Below are 16,124 nucleotides of genomic sequence, written 5' to 3' on the forward strand. Positions count from 1 at the left end.
GGTGGGGCTGGGCTTCGACAGCTGATGAAGGTCCGGGAGCGCAGTCGAAAAGGGGGAAAAGTCTGGGTAAGGGGTTGGCTGGGGTGGTGTCGGGGGCGGCGTGGCGTTTTGGCCGTCTTCGACCCCCAGATGCAGGATGGACGCGTCCATGGGGAACCGGTGGGAACCCGCCCACTCCTCCCGCGTCCGCTTCCGCACCCGCGGGGTTCTCCGAGCCGAGAACCCCGGCCCAGACCCACCGCGTGGCCGCCCACTGGCCCAAGTCCGTAGGCCGCGCGGTGTTCTTCTCCACCCTCTTCCGCCCTCGCCCGCCTCCGCCTCCCCCTCCGAGGAGACGCCGCGGGGACCGGTGTCAGTAGCCCCGCCAGGCCCCCTGGTGGTAGGTGATGATCCGGGGGTGCATGAGCGTCGACGCCAACACGTCGTCGTCCTCACGGCGGTCCTTGGGGAACACCTGGGCGGCCTCCAACAGGGATTCGTCGAGGAAGCGCAGGGGAGGCGCGTCGTCGGGCACGTCCAGTTCGGGGGCGGCCTCGTCGGTGGCCAGGTAGAAGCCCCAGTTGCCGAACGACGGGACGTCCACGTTGTAGGGGGTGGCGGCCAGCCCCGCCTCCTCCAGGGAGTCGCTCACGCTCCAGTAGGCGTCCGGGGCGAAGAAGGGCGAACCGGCCTGCACGACCACGCGGCCGTCCTCGCCCAGGGCGTGGCGCAGGAGCGAGTAGAACTCCACGGAGTAGAGCTTGGCGGTGCTGACGGTGTCACCGTCCGGCAGGTCGGCGATGATCACGTCGAAGTCCTCGCGGTTCTCGCGCAGCCACTGGAAGGCGTCCGTGGTGATCACCTCCAGCCGCGGATCATCGAAGGAGTGCGCGTTGAGTTCGCTGAGCACCGGATGGGTGGCGGCCAGTTCGATCATGGCCGGGTCCAGGTCCACGAGCGTCACCGACTCCACGTCGTCGTAGCCGAGGATCTCGCGCAGGGCCAGGCCGTCACCGCCGCCCAGCACCAGCACGTTCCCGTGCGGACCGTCCATCACCGGGTGCACCAGCGACTCGTGGTAGCGGTACTCGTCCAGACTGGAGAACTGGAGGGACCCGTTGAGGAACAGGCGCACGTCGTCGCCGTCCAGGGACTCGGTGAGCACGATCTCCTGGTACTCGGAGCGCTCGGCGTACACGATCGGGTCGCGGTACAGCGCCTGGCGGGCGTCCACCTCGAACGTGTCGGCGTAGGCGTAGGCCACGCCGAGCAGCGCGATGATCAGCGTGAGCCCCGCACCCAGGGCGGCGTAGACGCGCCGGGACAGCTCCGACCGGAACAGCCACAGCACCACCGCCACGCCGACCACGGCGTTGAGCGCGCCCACCATCAGCACGCCCTTGGGCAGACCCAGCAGCGGCAACAGCAGGAACGGGAAGGCCAGACCGCCGATCAGACCGCCCACGTAGTCGGCGGCGAACAGGTCGGCCACCGCGTCGGAGGCGTTCTGTCTGCGGATGCGCTGGATCAGCGTCATCAGCAGCGGGATCTCCATGCCGATGAAGACGCCGATGACGAACGACAGGAGCACCAGTGCGGGCTGGTAGGCGGAGAACCAGGCGAACGCCCCGTACAGCAGCAGCACCGACAGGCCGCCGACGAGGGAGAGCAGGCCCTCGATCACCGCGAAGGCCACGGCCGGGTGCGCCTGGAAGCGCTTGGACAGCAACGACCCCACGCCCATGGCGAACACCATCACCGACAGGACCACGGAGGCCTGGGTGATGCTGTTCCCCAGCAGGTAGCTGCCGATGGCGACGAGCGCGAGCTCGTACACCAGACCGCAGGCGGCGCAGACGAACACCGCCAGCAGCACAAGGAACCGGGCCGCCCTGGCGGGGACGGGGAGTCGCGGTTTCGTGCGGGTGGTGGTCTCAGTCAACGCGGGTGCCTTCTGGTGGGTGGTGCTGGTGGCCGGGGTGTGGGGCCGTCCGGGATGGACCCGGGGTTCCGTCCTCCGGAGGATGTGGTCGTCAGGGGGGATCGGGGCGGTGTTCGGACGTCCGGGTGAGGGGACGCCCCGGACGTCCGAACACGGCGGGACTCCGGTCGCGGGCCGTCCGTCGGGGAGGGTGGGGGGAGGGCGGACGACCGGGCGGAGTCCCCGAAGAACTAGGTCAGGGCCGCGGCGAGGACCAGGGCGATGGACACGTGCGCGACGGCGCTCACCCAGGTGGCCGGGTGCGGCTCGTCGTCGCTGACCATCCGGGCGACCTTGGCCGGCACGAGGAGGTCGATCAGCACGAACGACACCGCCATCACGGCCAGGCCGATCACGCCGTAGACGGCGGTCGAGATCAGTCCGGCGCCCAGACTGACCTCGGACTCGCTGGAGAGGATCGCCGAGGTGACGACGATGGCCGAGCCCAGCGTGTTGGCGCACACGAGCAGCACGGCGTTGCGGTTGCGGTTCACCCAGATCAGCTCGTGCAGCTTACCGGGGGTGAGGATGTCGGTGAGCAGGTAGCCCACCACGAGGATGGCGACACCCACCCCGCCGTAGGCGAGAGCGGCGAGGGAGTTGAAGAGGATCTCGTTCATGGTTTTCGTCCGTTGGTAGGGGGGTCTGTGGTCGGGTACTCGAAGGGAGGACGGTTACTTGCCGAAGCCGCTGCCGCCGCCACGGAAGTCACTGCCGCTGCCACTGCTGTTGCTGCCGTTGTTGTTACCCCCTCCGAAGAAGAAGAAGAAACCACCGCTGCTGTTGGAGTTCTCGCAGTAGTCGTCGTCGTAGTTCTCGTCCGCGACGTAGTCGTCGTCGGGGCAGTAGTTGTTGGAGGCGCTGGCGGCGCAGGCGCTGAGCAGGATCAGGATCAGGATGACGCCGGCGGCGATGGCGCACACCGTGATGATGATCTTCTTGGTGTTGTCTTCGGAACCCTCGTATGCGTTCATGGTGCGGTTCTCTCAGGAGTGGGGGGCATGGTCACGGTCGAGGTGGTCGTCACCAGTTCGCCACTTTGGGGATAGGCGTGCCAGGTGCGCCAGTGAAGAGGGCCTCCGCGCTCGAGGGTCAGGTACAGCGCGGTGACCGCGAGGGGATCACCGGGAAAGGCGACGAGCAGGCCGTTGGGGGAGTCCGCCACCTGGCGGTGCAGGTGTTCCACCCGGTCGGCCAACACGGCGCGCGGGAGGGACTCCACCAACGAGTCGAAGCGGTATCCGGCCAGCTCAGTGCGCTCGACGCTGTCGGGAAGGTCGCTGGGACAGCCGGGGAGACATGCCACCGTCTCCACCAGGGGATCGCCCGCCAGGGGGCTGTGGGCCGGGGGGCCGTCCGCCACCAGCGCCCCGTCCGCTGGCTCCGGCGTGACGACCACCTGGTGGGAGGCACCGAGCACGCGCAGCTCGACCCGGACACCCGGTACCCGGACGGTACGGGTGGCCAGGGGGTCGACCAGAGGGTGGCTCAGGGTCCAGACCAGGTCGTCGGCGCTGGTGTCGACGAAGGGAGCGCTGATGCTCGCGCGCACGGTCCGATCAGCTCCCCGGATAGATGGTGAAGGTTCCCGGGGCGACCTTGGTTCCGGTGCTGGCCTCCCAGTGGCCGTGGTCGAAGCGCTCGAAGGCCAGGAGCCTGCCGTCGTCGGACTCGTAGTCGACGTAGTCGAGCCCGCCCTCGGACCTGAGCCCGGTGGTGCCCTCGGAACGGTAGGAGCCGCTGCCCTTCTCCTCCAGCTTGTAGACGACGCCCTCCAGTTCGATGGACTTCCCCTGGGGAACGAGGTCCAGGTCGGGGCGGCCGGTCCACAGGGCTAGCTCGACGTCGGGGTCCTCCTCGACCGAGAGCCAGCGCTTGGCGCCCTCGACCTCCAGGAAGTGCTCCGACCAGACGTAGCCGCCCTCGGACAGGCGCAGGGTGCCGCGGATCCAGGTCCGCTCGGTACCCCAGTCGATCATGTCGCCCGCCTTGAGGGTGCGCGGGTCGCCCGCCGTGTCGCTCCCCGCGTTGGCGAAGGGGTCGTGGGGCTGGGGCGGGGGCTCGGGGGTGGACTTCTGTTTCTTGGAACGCTGCACGTAGACCACGACACCGATCACGACGACGGCGACAAGGATGAGCAGCAGCAGGAGTTCGATCAATGTTCCTCGTTTCGCGAAGGAGCGGGGGCCGGGCCGGTCCTGGGTTCCTCACCCGTGTCGTTCCCGGGGCCGGGTCATCCTACTGACGCTCTGACGCCGCGCGCGAGGGCGCGGTTCCCCGTGTGGCCAGATCAGGTCATGTTCGGCCACCCCTGAGGGGTCGTCCCACGAACGGTCAGGGGCCGGACACGGTGGGGCAGCGGCCCCGGAGCGCCCACCGGGACACCTACCGCGGATCGCCGGTCTCCACGGGAAGGGCGTCGTCGCCGCCCCAGCGGCTCCACGACCCCGGGTACAGCCGTGCGCCGGGGTAGCCCGCGTGTTCCAGGGCGAGCAGGTCGTGGCAGGCGGTGACCCCCGATCCGCAGTAGGCGGTGACGGTGTCGGCGGAGTCGGCGCCGAGGGCCGCGAAGCGTTCACGCAGGATTTCCGGACTGGCCAGAAGCCCGTCGTCTCCCAGGTTTCCAGTCCACTCCGCACTGCGGGCACCCGGCACGTGCCCCGCACGGGCGTCGACGGGCGCGGGGCGCTCGCCGGTGTAGCGACCGCGGGCGCGGGCGTCGAGCAGCAGATGCGCCGGATCGGCGGTCTCCGCGCGCACGGTGTCGGTGTGCACGACGCGGTCGGCGGGCCAGGGGAGCGGGGTGCGGTGCGTCGGGCGGGGGGTGACGTCACCCTCCTCCAGTTCCCCGTTCCACGCCTGGACGCCGCCGTCGAGGAACGCCGCGGGGGTTCCCAGGACACGCAGCATCCACACGAGGCGCGCGGCGACCGAGCCGCCGGCGTCGTCGTAGACGATCACGGTGGCGTCGTCGCCGACACCGAGACGGCCGAGCGCGTCCGCGAAATCGGTCGGGGAGGGCAGCGGGTGGCGGCCGCCCCCGGGGCTGGCGGGTGCGGCCAGGTCGGTGTCCACGTCGGCGTGGACCGCGCCGGGCAGGTGGCCGGCGCGGTACGCCTCCCGGCCGGAACGGCCGTCGAGGTACCACCGGGAGTCGACGAGGACGACTTGGTCACGGTGCTCGCGGAGCCAGTCGGCCGACACGGCCACCGGAAGGTTCAGGGGTCGGGACATGGTCCCAGCCTAACGGTGGAGCGTTCGCCCAGGTGAGGAGGTGTCAGTTCCGGTCCATGCGGTGGACGCGCAGGATCCACCACAGGCCCAGGACCGGCAGTACCAGGGGGATGAAGAGGTAGCCGCCGCCGAAGTTCGACCACACCGTGTCGTCGGGGAACACGTCGGGCAGGAACACGCTGGCCGCGCCCACCACCAGAACGCCGACCATCTCGACGCCGCACGAGACCAGGGCGACCGTGCGCGAGGTCCGTCCGGCCCGGGCCAGGCCGACCGCCGCCACCAGATACACCACACCGGCGAACAGCGACAGCGCGTAGGCCAGCGGCGCCTCCTCGAACCTCGTGGCCAGCTGGTAACCGCCGCGCGCGGTCGCGGCCAGGGCGAACACCGCGTACACGGCGACGAGGACTCGTCCGGGGCCGGTGCGCAGGGTCCTGTCCGGGGACGTGGCGGGCGTGGCGGTCTCAGACACCGGGGCTCCAGAGCTGTTCGAGGCGGACGAACAGGACGGGCAGGATCACGCACGCGAAGGCGATCACCGCGGGGCCCCATCTGCTCCGCTCCATGAATCCCCACACGGCGCACGCGGGCGGCAGCAGCGCCACCGTGGCCAGATAGGACACGAACATGGCCATCTGCGCGGGGCGGTCGCCGCCGACCATGGTGACGATCGTCGCGACCACCTGCCCGAGGACGAGCAGCCACAGGATCCCCATGCCGACGAGGTGGGGAACCACCATGGGCTGGTCGCGGAAGGTCGACACGAGGCACCATCCGGCCATCGCCAGTGACACCATCTGAATCGTCATGGCCAGCCAGTCGACCACGCCGCCTCCGCTCGTCGTCCCACATCCCATGCCAGCGGTTTTCTACGACGCAGCGTAGTACATAAGGGATACCGGGTCGCACCGTCCCGTCGTGCCGTTCTCCATGGGGGGCGGTTGGGGCCGATGGTGAGAAAGACTGATTCGGGACGGCTGTGACATGGGGTTTGCGCGACTGGAGCGCATCCGTGTCGGATATGGTCCTCGGAGCCGCACGTGTTCCACAGCCGGCACACGGCTCAGGGCCGCGGCGACATCCCCTCAGCCATCGTGTACGAGACCGGAGCACCCCCGATGTCCTACCCGCAGTACCCTTCAGGCCCCCAGCAGCCGCCCCACGGGCAGCCGCCGCACGGTCCCCCCGGCGGCCCTCCTGGCGGTCAGCCTCCCTACGGCGGCCCTCCTGGCGGTCAGCCTCCCTACGGTGACGACACCGGCGGTCAGCCGCCCTTCGGGGGCGGTACCGGTGGCCAGCCGCCCTACGGCGGCATGCCCCCCGGTCCTCCCGGCGGCCCGTCTCCCTACGGCCCGCCGCCCGGTGGCCAGTCGCCGAAGAAGGGCATGTCGACCGGTGCCAAGATCGGCATCGGCGTCGGTGGCGGCTGCCTCCTGCTGGTGGTCATCGTGGTCGTGGCCATCGTGATCATCGCCTCGATGGCCGGTGGCGACGACGGGGTGGCCGGTACGATCCCGCCGTCCTCGCCCACCCAGCAGGAGGAGGACACGCAGGGCGGTACCGACGCTCCCGCTGACGACCCCGCCGCCGAGCAGCAGGGTGTCAGCATGACCGCCACCGCCGCGGGCACCACGGGCGACACCATCGACGACACCGTCTACACCGTGGTGGACGTCGAGATCACCAACAACGGCCAGGAGCCCCTGGACATCAACCCGATGTTCTTCACCAGGGTGCTCGACGACGGCACCGAGATCACCGAATGGGCGATGTTCGCCGACACCCAGCAGTTCGAGGTCGGCACGCTCGCACCGGGCTCCTCCGTCTCGGGACAGGTCGCCGTGGAGGGTGAGGTGACGATCACCGAGATCCGCTACGACCCGAGCTTCGGCGTGGAGGAAGCGATCGTCGCGCCGGTCCAGTAACGGATCGCATCCAGCCGACGGCGCCCCGGCCACGGATCCTCCGTGCCGGGGCGCCGTCGTGTGCCGGGACACGGGCACGCTCGCGGCGCCATGGGAGCAGTAGAAAGCACCTTTTTCCGGAAAAGGGAGATTTCTGCGGTTGGCTCGGATATCGTCAGCGCACGCGCGTGCTCCCGTGCACGCGCTCCATCCAGCGCGGTTCCCGCTCCACCGCTTCCTGCGCATCCCCCGGAACGTCGCCATGACCCTGCCACCGCAGTCCTCCAACACCATGTCCACCGGCGCCAAGGTCGGCGTCGGATGCCTGGGGTGCTTCGGCGTACTCCTGCTCACCGCGCTCGTCGGCTCCTGTATGAGCTTCCTGGCCGGAAGCGGCACGGAGCGGTCGGCGCCCCCGCCGCCGGCCGCGACGGTCACCGCGACCGTCACCGAGACGGGGGAGCCCACCTCCACCGCGACCGAGGAGGTCGAGGTGGAGGTGACGGTCACCGCCACGGAGACCGTGACGGAGACGGAGACGGTGACCGAACGCCCTGACGACGGCGGAGCCGGAGGGGGAGGCGGCGGTTCGGACGGCGGTTCCGCCTACTACGAGAACTGCGACGCGGCGCGTGCCGCCGGTGCGGCGCCCGTGCGCCGGGGGGACCCGGGATACGGGTCCCACCTGGACCGCGACGGTGACGGCGTGGCCTGCGAGTGACGGGTCCGGGGCCCGCCGGTCGCTCCGGTGGGCCCCGGCCGGGTCGTCACCCCCACGGCCGCGGTCCGTCCCCAACGGGCGGGTCGGCGTCGTCGTCGCCCGCCAGGGTTCTCTCCAGGGCGCGCTTGGTGACGGCGGCCTCCACCTGGTCGACCGCGTGCGCCGTCATCTCGTCTCCGTAGCCCTCCTTCGCACGGCTGCCGACGTAGGCGCGGCACAACCGCACGGCTTCGGCGGTGGAGGGTCCGTACACGGAGTCGACCCCCGCCTCTCCCAGGGCGTCGCCGAAACCCGCCCTCGTGATCCTGAGCTGGAGGAGCTTGACCGCCTCCCCCTCGCTGCCGACGCGCAGCCCGAGCATGTCGTGTACCTCCGTGATCGGTCCGGGGGGTTGTGCGAAGGTGCCGTTCCGGACGAGGGCGTAGGCCCGGTCACCGGGGCACGAGGTGGGGTTGAAGTCGCGGTGTCCGAGTACCGTCCCCGCGATCGAGGTGTCCGGTTCCATCAACCACTGGCGGAGCGCGCGGACGGCGTTGATCTGTTCGGGGGTGATGGGGTCGGTGGGGCCGGTGGCCAGGGTGGTCGAGTAGTGGGACGTGTTGCCGCCCCGCTGTGCGGCCTGGGCGCGGTACAGCCCCCGGCCTTCGATGACGTGTCCGTGCGCACAACACATGAACGAGTTGCCGGTGAAGTACACCGTGCCCTCACGCCTGGCCAGCCACGTGGAGTTCGGCGTGCGCACACACCAGACCCGTTTCCCGTAGGACTCGCGTGCGACGGTGAACCCCGCATTCCGGGCCGCCGCGGCCCTGGGGGCGACGTGGGCCCTGCGGCGCAGTTCGACCTCCCACACGGGACGGGGGGTCGAGGATGCGGAGGGCCGGCGCCGCAGAGAGGTCGCGTACCCGGCCAGGACCGCGGCGAACTGGAACGCCTCGGCGGCCGCCCGGCTCTTCCGGCTCAGGGCCCGGGAGTCGTTCGTGCGGTCGCCGTCGCCGTTCCCCAACAGCGACGCCTCGACGAACAGGGCGAGTTGCTCCTGGGTCAGTGACCGTAGGAACGCGTGTGTGGGTACCCGCCCGGGAGCGTGTTCGAGCAGGGCGAGCCCGGCATCGGAGGACAGGTGGAACCCGACCAGGTCACGGTCGCGCGCCTCGCGCCAGCGCGGGACACCGTCCGTGCTCCCTCCGGTCCTCGGGAAGCGCTCACGGGGCGGCCCGAAGGCGCCGTGCAGCGCGTCGCGGATCCTGGCCACGCGGTCGGGGTGCTTCCTCGCTGACTGGTGGATGGCCACGTCCGTGCCGGGCGCGCGGCTCCGGCTCCGCTCCCTGACGTGTCCTTCGGCGCAGAACCAGGCCACCAGCTCCACCAGGTGATCGGACCACTTGGGCTCGGCTGGTAGGTGTGCGCAGGGGGCGGACAGAGGGATGCGGTCCCCGTGGGCGAGCGTGTCCGTGGTCGCCCACAGGCGTTCGGTGCCTGTCCGTCCGTGGTGGCGCTCCACGGGCCAGCGGTGGCCGGGGGTGGTCAGCGACGAGTGCCCACGCCCCTCCATCCGGACCAGTTCCCGTGGCATGGCGGGGAAGACGAGGACGTCCTGAAGGGGCTGCCACTCCGACATCCCCGTGTCGTGGTTGAGGGTGAGGACGGGATCCCCCGGCGAGATCCGCTGGAAGGTCCGCCAGCCGTCCTCCGTGAGGATCTCCGTGGCTTCGTCCACGCAGTATCCGATGTCCGCCCAGCCCCGGGAGGGGCCGGTGTGGAACGCGCGGGTGGCGCGCCAGTACTCCAGGCAGGCCGCGTGACTCCTGTGGGCGAGCCCCTGGTCGACGCTGTCGTAGTGGATGACCAGTCCGGAACGTGGATCGGCCCGACCCGCGGGTGAGGAACCCCACCCGAGGTCGGACCGGGAGACGTACTTGCTCGGTCGAGGCATTTCTCCATTGTGTCAAGAAGACGCTCCGGAGGGTAGTCAACGGGTGATATTCGGTGGAAAACTCCCCCACCCAGCCCCCCGCGGTGTGGCGGAGCCCCCGCGCGCGGCGCGGTCTGCGGCACCATGGTGGCCGATCCACCCAGGGAGGTAGCCAGTGCTCTCCGCACACACCGTCAACGCCGTCCGCGCGGCCGAGCACGCGCTCATGGAACGCGTTCCCGACGGAACCCTCATGCGCAGGGCCGCCGCCGGACTCGCGGTCGAGTGCACCCGGCTCCTGCCCCGTGTGTACGGGTCACGGGTCGTCCTCATGGTCGGCGGCGGGGACAACGGCGGCGACGCCCTGTACGCGGGTGCCGCGCTGGCCGCCCGGGGCGCGGCCGTGCACGCCCTGCTCGCGGGCGGAGGGGTGCACGAGGGTGGGGCCGCAGCCCTGCGCGCGGCGGGCGGCCGGATCCGGTGGTTCACCGACGCCATGGCCGACGAGGCCGACCTGTTCGACGCCGACCTCATCGTCGACGGCCTCCTCGGTATCGGCGGGCGCGGAGGGCTGCGCGCGCCGCACGCCGCCCTGGCGCTGCTCGCCGAGAACGCGCCCGTTCCCGTGGTCGCCGTCGACCTGCCCAGCGGAGTGGACGCCGACACGGGCGAGGTGGCCGGGCACGCCGTCCGCGCCGACGTCACCGTCACCTTCGGGACCCACAAGCCCGGCCTGTTCGTCGATCCGGGCTCCGAGCGCGCGGGCCGGATCCGCCTCGTGGACATCGGGCTGTCCCCGGAACTGCCCGGTCCCGACGCGGTGTGTCCGCGGGCCGCGGACGTCGCCTCGCTCCTGCCGACCCACGGCGCGGAGGCCGACAAGTACGGCAGGGGCGTCCTCGCGGTCCGGGCGGGCTCGGACCGGTACCCGGGCGCCGCCGTCCTGTGCGTGGGAGGGGCGCTGCGCGCCGGGGTCGGCATGGTCCGCTACGGGGGTGGTGCGGCCGTGGTCGGCCAGGTGCTCTCCCGCTGGCCGGAGACCGTCGCCAGCCTCCTGGACCCGCAGAGCAGCACCGACCTGTCGCCCGGGCGGGCCGCGGCCGTCGTGATCGGCTCCGGCCGCGGTACGCACCGGGCCAACGCCGACGAACTCCGCGCGGTCCTGGACAGTGACTGCCCGGTACTGGTGGACGCCGACGGGCTCACCCTGCTCACCGGCCAGGGGAGCGGTCCTCTGGTGGAGCTGCTCCGCGAGCGGACGGCGCACACGCTGCTGACCCCGCACGCCGGGGAGCTCGCCCGGCTGCTGGAGGCCGACCGGGGCGACGTCGAGGCCCGGCGTCTGGAGCACGCGGCCCGCGCCCGCGACCACTTCGGGTGCACGGTGCTGCTCAAGGGGTCGACCACGGTGATCGCCCATCCCGGGGCGCCCGTGGTCGTCAATCCGACGGGTACGCCGCTGCTGGCCACGGCGGGGACGGGCGACGTCCTGTCCGGGGCGGTCGGCGCGTTCATGGCCGCCGGGTTGCCCGCGCGGGAGGCCGCGATGTGCGGTGCCTACGTGCACGGACGCGCCGCCGTGCTCGTCCGCGGCGGTGCCCCGATCAGCGCGTCCGACCTGTGGGACGGGCTGCCGCTCGCGATGGGGGAGGTGGCCCGGGCCGCCTGAGCGCGCCGACCGCCCCTCAGCGGGGGCGGGAGGCGTCGATGCCGCGCTGCACGATGTCGGTGATGAAGTAGTCGCCGGGGTCGCGTTCGTCGCGCAGCCGGTGCACCAGGGAGTCGTCCACCCACAGGAACTCGGTGTGCTTGCCGGGTTCCAGTCGGGGCGCGTCCAGGTCGCCCTCCACCCGCACCAGGTAGTCGACCTCGTGCCGGGTCACACCGTCCCCCGGGTCCCAGTCCAGCCGGAACAGCTCCGCGAGCACCGCGCTCAGCCGCCAGCCGGTCTCCTCCCCGACCTCGCGGGCCAGCCCCTCAAGCATGCTCTCGCCCTGTTCGACGTGCCCGCCGACGATGTCCCAGCAGTGCGGGAACACCTTGCGGGTGGGGGACCGGCGCTGCGCGAACACCCTTCCGCTCGGGTCGGCGATCACCGCTCCGGCCACGTGGGTCCGCCCGTCGGAGGTGTCCGGGAACTCGATGCCCGGGGCCACCGTGATGCCGTCGCTCATACGTCCTCCTCCGGGGGCAAGCCTACGCCGCCGCCCCGGCGGGGCAGGCGCAGTGTGAGCAGTCTGGCCCGGGGCGCCAGTCCCCGGGCCAGGTCGAACACCGCCTCGGTGCGCGAACGGTCCTCGTCGAGCACCGAGAACAGGTTCACCCCCAGGTAGAAGGTGATCGCCCCGTAGGCCACCTCGCGTGCGGGCAGCAGCCTGCCCAGGGCGGACCCGCCCAGCACCCGGTTCCACTCCTGTTCGATGAACGCGATCCACGGTTCGGAGCGGTCTCGGATCTGGGTCCGCAGCTCCGGTTTGGTGACGGCGGCGGCCACCAGTTCGGAGAACTCGGTGATGTAGCCGCGCTCCAGGTCGGTCCGGTAGATCCGCATGGCGGCCTCCACCAGTTCCTCCAGGGTGTCCGCCCGCGCGGCGATCTCCCGGTACATGGCCATGCGCTCGGCACTGGACCGGTCCAGTGCGGCCAGCAGCAGCTGGTCGACCCCGCCGAAGTGGTAGAAGACCAGCGCCGAGTTGGCCTCGGCGCGCGCGGCGATGGCGCGCGCCGACGCGCCGGCGTACCCGTCCTCCCTCAGCACCTCGCTGGCGGCGGCCAGCAGCCGTTCCCTGGTCTCCTCGCTCGTGCGCCGTCCTCCGCTGCCCCTGGCCATGGCCCTCCTTGCTCTCCGAGAGGTTTTCAGCATACGGTTTAATCGAGTGATTAAACCAAGCGATTTAATCGCGTGCCAAAGGAGTTCCCCGTGCCCCGAAGCGACTCCCCGTCGCCCCCTCCACCGCTCTCCAGGGCGAGACTCCTGCTCGCCGCCCTGGTCCTGGCCGCCTTCGCCGCCCTCCTGGCACTCCGGATCAACCACTGGGGCGGCCTGGACCAGACCGCCCTGTTCTACGTCGGCCTGCCCGCGACGATCGCCCTGCTCGTGGTGCTCACCGTGCGGGCGCGCAGCGCCATGGGCGTCACCATGGCCGTCACCACCCTTGGTCTGACCCTGGCCGGCCCCCTGCTCGGCGAGGGCATGGTGTGCCTCCTCATCGCCGCGCCGCTGATCTACGGGATCGTCGCCGTGATCACCTGGATGGCCAGGGCGCTGGTCGAGCGGGAGGACCGCTCCCGCCACGCCCTGTTCGCGGTGCCGCTGCTCTTCGCGCTCGCCCTGGAGGGCGTCGCGGGAACGTCCCTGCTGCCCAGGGAGGACAGCGGCGGGGGAGGAGTCCTGGTCCCCGCCAGCGCCCGGGACGTCGCCGAGGCCCTCGCCGCACCGCCCGAGTACCGGGCCCCGGACGCGCTCCTCCTGCGTGCCGTCCCCTTCCCCAGGCCCGTGTCGGCCTCGGGCGAGGGCCTGGAGGTGGGCGACACACGACTCGTCCGCTTCACACCGCACCAGGACCTGCGGGTCGGCACCGAGCCCTCCCCGTGCCACATGGCGCTCCGGATCGTGGAGAGTGAGGTCCGTCGGGACGGCGGCCGGGTGGTGTTCGAGGTGGTCGAGGACACCGCCTTCGCGACCTGGATGGACATGCGCCGTGCCGAGGCCGTGTGGCGGACCGAGGACGGCGGGACCCGCCTGACCTGGTCCATCGACTACGAGCGCACCTACGAGCCGTCCTGGTACTTCGGTCCCCTCCAGGCCTACGCGACCGACCTGGCCGCCGGGTACCTCGCCGGGACCTTCGGCGCCGCGGCCAGCGGAAGGTCCTGATGGACGCGGCACTCGCGGCGGCGTTCCCGGCGGTACTCCCCGCGGCACCCGCGGTGGGACTCCCCGCGACGCTGGTCCGAGGCATCGGCCTGTTCGTCCCGCTGCTGGCCCTGGTCGGGCTGTGCCTGTGGCGCGTTCCGCGCCCCCGTGAGACCGCGGCGATGCTCGTGGCCGGGGCGTGGGCCCTGCTCACACTCGTCCCGCTCAACCTGTACGCGCTGCACGCGGGCTGGTGGTCCTTCCACGCCGAGGGCGCCGTCTGGCTCGGCGTCCCCGTCGACCTGCTGCTCGCCTGGGCCGTGCTGTGGGGCGCCCTGCCCGCCCTGATGCTCCGCCTCCTGCCGGTCCCGCTGCTCACCGGTCTGCTCGTGTGGGTGGACGTCATCGTCATGCCGCTCGCCGAACCGGTCGTGGTGCTGGGGCCCCTGTGGCTGCTCGGCGAGTTCACCGGCTCGGCGCTGTGCCTGATCCCCGCGCTGCTGCTGGCCTACTGGACGCGCGTCGGCCAGTTGGTCCACGCCCGGACGTGGGCGCAGGCGGCACTCGTGTTCGGACTCATGGTGGTCCTGCCGCTGACCGCCCTGGACGCCCTCCCCGGTCCCGGGACGGGCTCCGACACCGTCTTCGTCGCCGCCCAGCTCCTCGCGCTGGTGTGCCTGCCGGGCCTGGCGGCGGCCCGCGAGTTCGCGCGGGTGGGCGGCGGCACACCGCTGCCGTTCGATCCGCCGTCGCGGCTGGTCACCAGCGGCCCCTACGCCTACCTGCGCAACCCGATGCAGAGCACCATCGCCGCCGTCTACCTGGTTCTGGCCCCGCTCACGGGGAATCCGTGGCTGCTGCTGGGCGCGCTGGTCGCCCTCGCCTACGGCGCGGGTTTCGCCGCATGGCACGAGGGAGGACGACTGCGCGAGGCGTTCGGGCGGGACTGGGAGGCCTACCGGGCGGGCGTGCGCCCCTGGCTGCCCCGGTGGCGGCCGTGGCCCGGCCGGACACCGGGCGTCCTGTACGTGGCGGCCGACTGCGACATGTGCCGGGGCCTGGGCGACTGGCTGACCGTGCGCGCCCCCGTGGCGCTGGAGCGGCGGCCGGCCTCGGAGCACCCCGAAGTGCTGTACCGCCTCACGTACCAGACACCTGACGGGCTCCGCTGGAGCGGGGTGTCGGCGCTGGCCCGGGCGTTGGAGCACCTCCACCTGGGATGGGCGTTCACCGGCTGGGCGATCGACCTGCCCGGTGTACGGCACCTCGCGCAGCTGTGCGCCGACGCCCTCGGCGCCGGTCCGCGACCGTCACGGGAGCCCGGCGCGGAACCGGGAAGTGGGGAGGGGGCCCGCGCGGGCGGGGACGAGGCCCGGGGGTGACGGGTCCCCGGGGCTCCCGGGCGGTACGAAGCGGTCGGGGACGGGCGTCACGGCGGCCTCCTCGGGGGAACCCCGCCACCGTTATGCTCGGTCGGGGCCGATCCGCCCGGAAGGTGGCGGAACGGCCCCGACGTCCTGACCCCCCACGGCACGAGGGCTTCCATGGAAGAACAGGCCATGCTCGCGCGGGACCTCGTGCTGCGCGTCTGCGCCGGAGCGACCGAGCTCGACCCCCACTGGATCCGGGCCGACGGCAAGGTCACCACCCCCTTCCTCGTTCCGCGGGATCGCAACCTCGTCCGGGCGGTCGTGTCCGCGGGCCGCGCCGTGGGCGTCGACCGGCTCCTGGTCTGCCGGACCCGCCCCGAGTTCTCCTACGACCCGGTGACCGAGGTCCCACTCGACACCGACACCCTCATCGACCTCATCCGCGGCTGGGGACCCGCGCCCACCGACTTCCTGGTGTGCGTCGAGGACTTCTCCGCCGCCGTCCTGGTCACCGCGGACGAACTCACCGTCGCGGCCGGACCCGCCGACTTCGTGCGCGAGCTCGTCGGCGCCGACATCCCCCAGGCCCGCTCCCACTTCGCCATGCGCGCCCGCACCGAGGGCGGTCCCGTTCTCACCCGGGCCGCCCAGCTCTACCACTGCGCCGAGACCGGGGCGCGCCACGCACGCGGGTCCCGGGGACCGGGGCCGGACACCGCCGAACGCCTGACCCGGGCCGCCGACCGGGCGCGTCAGCGCTCCCCCCGCGCGGTCCGCGCCCTGCGTGCCCTGCGTGGTGCCTGGGGATGGCTCATGGTGGCGGCGCTGCTCGTCGCGCCCCTGGTCGTCCCGGGGCTCGGCGCGGTCCTCCCCGCCCTGGTCGCCGCCTTCGTGCTGCTCTTCCAGCTGGCCTGGCTGGCCCGCTCCCGCACGGTCTCCTTCGCCACCCTCCTGCGCGTGACCGCGTTCGGCGCGCTCCTGCTGTGGCCCCTCGCCCTGGCCGAGTCAGCCCTCGTGCGGCTGCTGGGCGCCGACCCCTACGGCGTTCTGGGTTACACCTACGTCGCCGTGTCCGTGGAGGAGCTCGGCAAGCTCGCCCCGCTGCTGCTCCTGGTCCTGGTGGCCCGCCGACGGCTGCGCCGCCTGGCAGCCGTCGACCTC

Annotated in this window: 16 protein-coding genes and 1 pseudogene; 6 read left to right on the forward strand and 11 right to left on the reverse strand. The window is 72.0% G+C overall.

The features are described 5' to 3' along the window. Window positions 1-352: 352 nt before the first annotated feature. The 8 genes from D455_RS0123175 to D455_RS0123210 all read right to left on the reverse strand — a co-directional run bounded on the left by D455_RS0123175 (window position 353) and on the right by D455_RS0123210 (window position 6,024). On the reverse strand, window positions 353-1,921 hold the full coding sequence (locus tag D455_RS0123175; RefSeq protein WP_017573071.1) for a polyamine aminopropyltransferase: 1,569 nt from the start codon (window positions 1,919-1,921) through the stop codon (window positions 353-355). 230 nt (window positions 1,922-2,151) lie between these two features. Next, complete coding sequence (locus tag D455_RS0123180; protein ID WP_017573072.1) at window positions 2,152-2,580, reverse strand: DUF350 domain-containing protein; 429 nt, start codon at window positions 2,578-2,580, stop codon at window positions 2,152-2,154. A gap of 54 nt (window positions 2,581-2,634) precedes the next feature. Continuing rightward, complete coding sequence (locus tag D455_RS0123185) at window positions 2,635-2,934, reverse strand: hypothetical protein (RefSeq protein ID WP_017573073.1); 300 nt, start codon at window positions 2,932-2,934, stop codon at window positions 2,635-2,637. Then, window positions 2,931-3,512, reverse strand: coding sequence for a DUF2617 family protein (locus D455_RS0123190; protein WP_017573074.1), 582 nt, complete (start codon window positions 3,510-3,512; stop codon window positions 2,931-2,933). Before D455_RS0123190 ends, D455_RS0123185 begins: the two co-directional genes overlap by 4 nt. A gap of 7 nt (window positions 3,513-3,519) precedes the next feature. Further along, window positions 3,520-4,119, reverse strand: a complete 600-nt coding sequence (locus D455_RS0123195; protein ID WP_017573075.1) for a DUF4178 domain-containing protein — start codon at window positions 4,117-4,119, stop codon at window positions 3,520-3,522. A gap of 226 nt (window positions 4,120-4,345) precedes the next feature. Then, on the reverse strand, window positions 4,346-5,194 hold the full coding sequence (locus D455_RS0123200; RefSeq protein ID WP_017573076.1) for a sulfurtransferase: 849 nt from the start codon (window positions 5,192-5,194) through the stop codon (window positions 4,346-4,348). A 43-nt stretch (window positions 5,195-5,237) separates the two neighbouring features. Next, a complete protein-coding gene (locus D455_RS0123205) occupies window positions 5,238-5,669 on the reverse strand; it encodes a hypothetical protein (RefSeq protein WP_017573077.1) in 432 nt (143 codons plus the stop codon). Beyond that, window positions 5,662-6,024 (reverse strand): cyclin family protein, encoded by a 363-nt coding sequence (locus tag D455_RS0123210; RefSeq protein ID WP_017573078.1) that lies wholly within the window; start codon window positions 6,022-6,024, stop codon window positions 5,662-5,664. Before D455_RS0123210 ends, D455_RS0123205 begins: the two co-directional genes overlap by 8 nt. 558 nt (window positions 6,025-6,582) lie before the next feature. Between D455_RS0123210 and D455_RS0123215 the strand changes: the two genes are divergently transcribed. Continuing rightward, window positions 6,583-7,122 carry a DUF4352 domain-containing protein gene (locus tag D455_RS0123215; RefSeq protein WP_017573079.1) on the forward strand — a complete coding sequence of 180 codons (540 nt, stop codon included), beginning with the start codon at window positions 6,583-6,585 and terminating at the stop codon, window positions 7,120-7,122. 241 nt (window positions 7,123-7,363) lie between these two features. Further along, window positions 7,364-7,822: an excalibur calcium-binding domain-containing protein gene (locus D455_RS0123220; RefSeq protein WP_017573080.1), complete on the forward strand. Its 459-nt coding sequence runs from the start codon at window positions 7,364-7,366 to the stop codon at window positions 7,820-7,822. A gap of 46 nt (window positions 7,823-7,868) precedes the next feature. Here D455_RS0123220 and D455_RS34630 read toward each other — a convergent pair whose 3' ends face one another. Then, complete coding sequence (locus tag D455_RS34630; RefSeq protein WP_051064698.1) at window positions 7,869-9,758, reverse strand: N-acetylmuramoyl-L-alanine amidase; 1,890 nt, start codon at window positions 9,756-9,758, stop codon at window positions 7,869-7,871. A gap of 154 nt (window positions 9,759-9,912) precedes the next feature. On the opposite strand from D455_RS34630, the gene D455_RS0123230 reads away from it, so the two are divergent. Then, complete coding sequence (locus D455_RS0123230; RefSeq protein WP_017573081.1) at window positions 9,913-11,406, forward strand: bifunctional ADP-dependent NAD(P)H-hydrate dehydratase/NAD(P)H-hydrate epimerase; 1,494 nt, start codon at window positions 9,913-9,915, stop codon at window positions 11,404-11,406. Between the two features lie 16 nt (window positions 11,407-11,422). Here D455_RS0123230 and D455_RS0123235 read toward each other — a convergent pair whose 3' ends face one another. Next, window positions 11,423-11,911, reverse strand: coding sequence for an NUDIX hydrolase (locus tag D455_RS0123235; RefSeq protein ID WP_017573082.1), 489 nt, complete (start codon window positions 11,909-11,911; stop codon window positions 11,423-11,425). Beyond that, window positions 11,908-12,567: a TetR/AcrR family transcriptional regulator gene (locus D455_RS0123240; RefSeq protein ID WP_017573083.1), complete on the reverse strand. Its 660-nt coding sequence runs from the start codon at window positions 12,565-12,567 to the stop codon at window positions 11,908-11,910. Before D455_RS0123240 ends, D455_RS0123235 begins: the two co-directional genes overlap by 4 nt. A gap of 90 nt (window positions 12,568-12,657) precedes the next feature. Between D455_RS0123240 and D455_RS0123245 the strand changes: the two genes are divergently transcribed. From D455_RS0123245 to D455_RS0123255, 3 genes and pseudogenes are all read left to right on the forward strand, one after another. Beyond that, a complete protein-coding gene (locus tag D455_RS0123245; protein WP_017573084.1) occupies window positions 12,658-13,614 on the forward strand; it encodes a hypothetical protein in 957 nt (318 codons plus the stop codon). Next, window positions 13,614-14,975 (forward strand): methyltransferase family protein, encoded by a 1,362-nt coding sequence (locus D455_RS0123250; RefSeq protein ID WP_017573085.1) that lies wholly within the window; start codon window positions 13,614-13,616, stop codon window positions 14,973-14,975. The genes D455_RS0123245 and D455_RS0123250 overlap by 1 nt, the downstream gene beginning before the upstream one ends. A 162-nt stretch (window positions 14,976-15,137) precedes the next feature. After that, window positions 15,138-16,124, forward strand: a pseudogene (locus D455_RS0123255) (PrsW family intramembrane metalloprotease); the annotation flags it as partial.

This window comes from Nocardiopsis halotolerans DSM 44410 (genome assembly GCF_000341065.1).
GTDB classification, from domain to species: Bacteria; Actinomycetota; Actinomycetes; order Streptosporangiales; family Streptosporangiaceae; genus Nocardiopsis; species Nocardiopsis halotolerans.

Excerpts from the sequence above, each read along its gene's own strand:
- D455_RS0123250 (WP_017573085.1), top strand. The coding sequence starts at position 13,614 with ATGGACGCGGCACTCGCGGCGGCGTTCCCGGCGGTACTCCCCGCGGCA.
- D455_RS0123240 (WP_017573083.1), bottom strand. The coding sequence starts at position 12,567 with ATGGCCAGGGGCAGCGGAGGACGGCGCACGAGCGAGGAGACCAGGGAA.
- D455_RS0123235 (WP_017573082.1), bottom strand. The coding sequence starts at position 11,911 with ATGAGCGACGGCATCACGGTGGCCCCGGGCATCGAGTTCCCGGACACC.
- D455_RS0123200 (WP_017573076.1), bottom strand. The coding sequence starts at position 5,194 with ATGTCCCGACCCCTGAACCTTCCGGTGGCCGTGTCGGCCGACTGGCTC.
- D455_RS0123180 (WP_017573072.1), bottom strand. The coding sequence starts at position 2,580 with ATGAACGAGATCCTCTTCAACTCCCTCGCCGCTCTCGCCTACGGCGGG.
- D455_RS0123215 (WP_017573079.1), top strand. The coding sequence starts at position 6,583 with ATGTCGACCGGTGCCAAGATCGGCATCGGCGTCGGTGGCGGCTGCCTC.
- D455_RS0123185 (WP_017573073.1), bottom strand. The coding sequence starts at position 2,934 with ATGAACGCATACGAGGGTTCCGAAGACAACACCAAGAAGATCATCATC.
- D455_RS34630 (WP_051064698.1), bottom strand. The coding sequence starts at position 9,758 with ATGCCTCGACCGAGCAAGTACGTCTCCCGGTCCGACCTCGGGTGGGGT.
- D455_RS0123220 (WP_017573080.1), top strand. The coding sequence starts at position 7,364 with ATGACCCTGCCACCGCAGTCCTCCAACACCATGTCCACCGGCGCCAAG.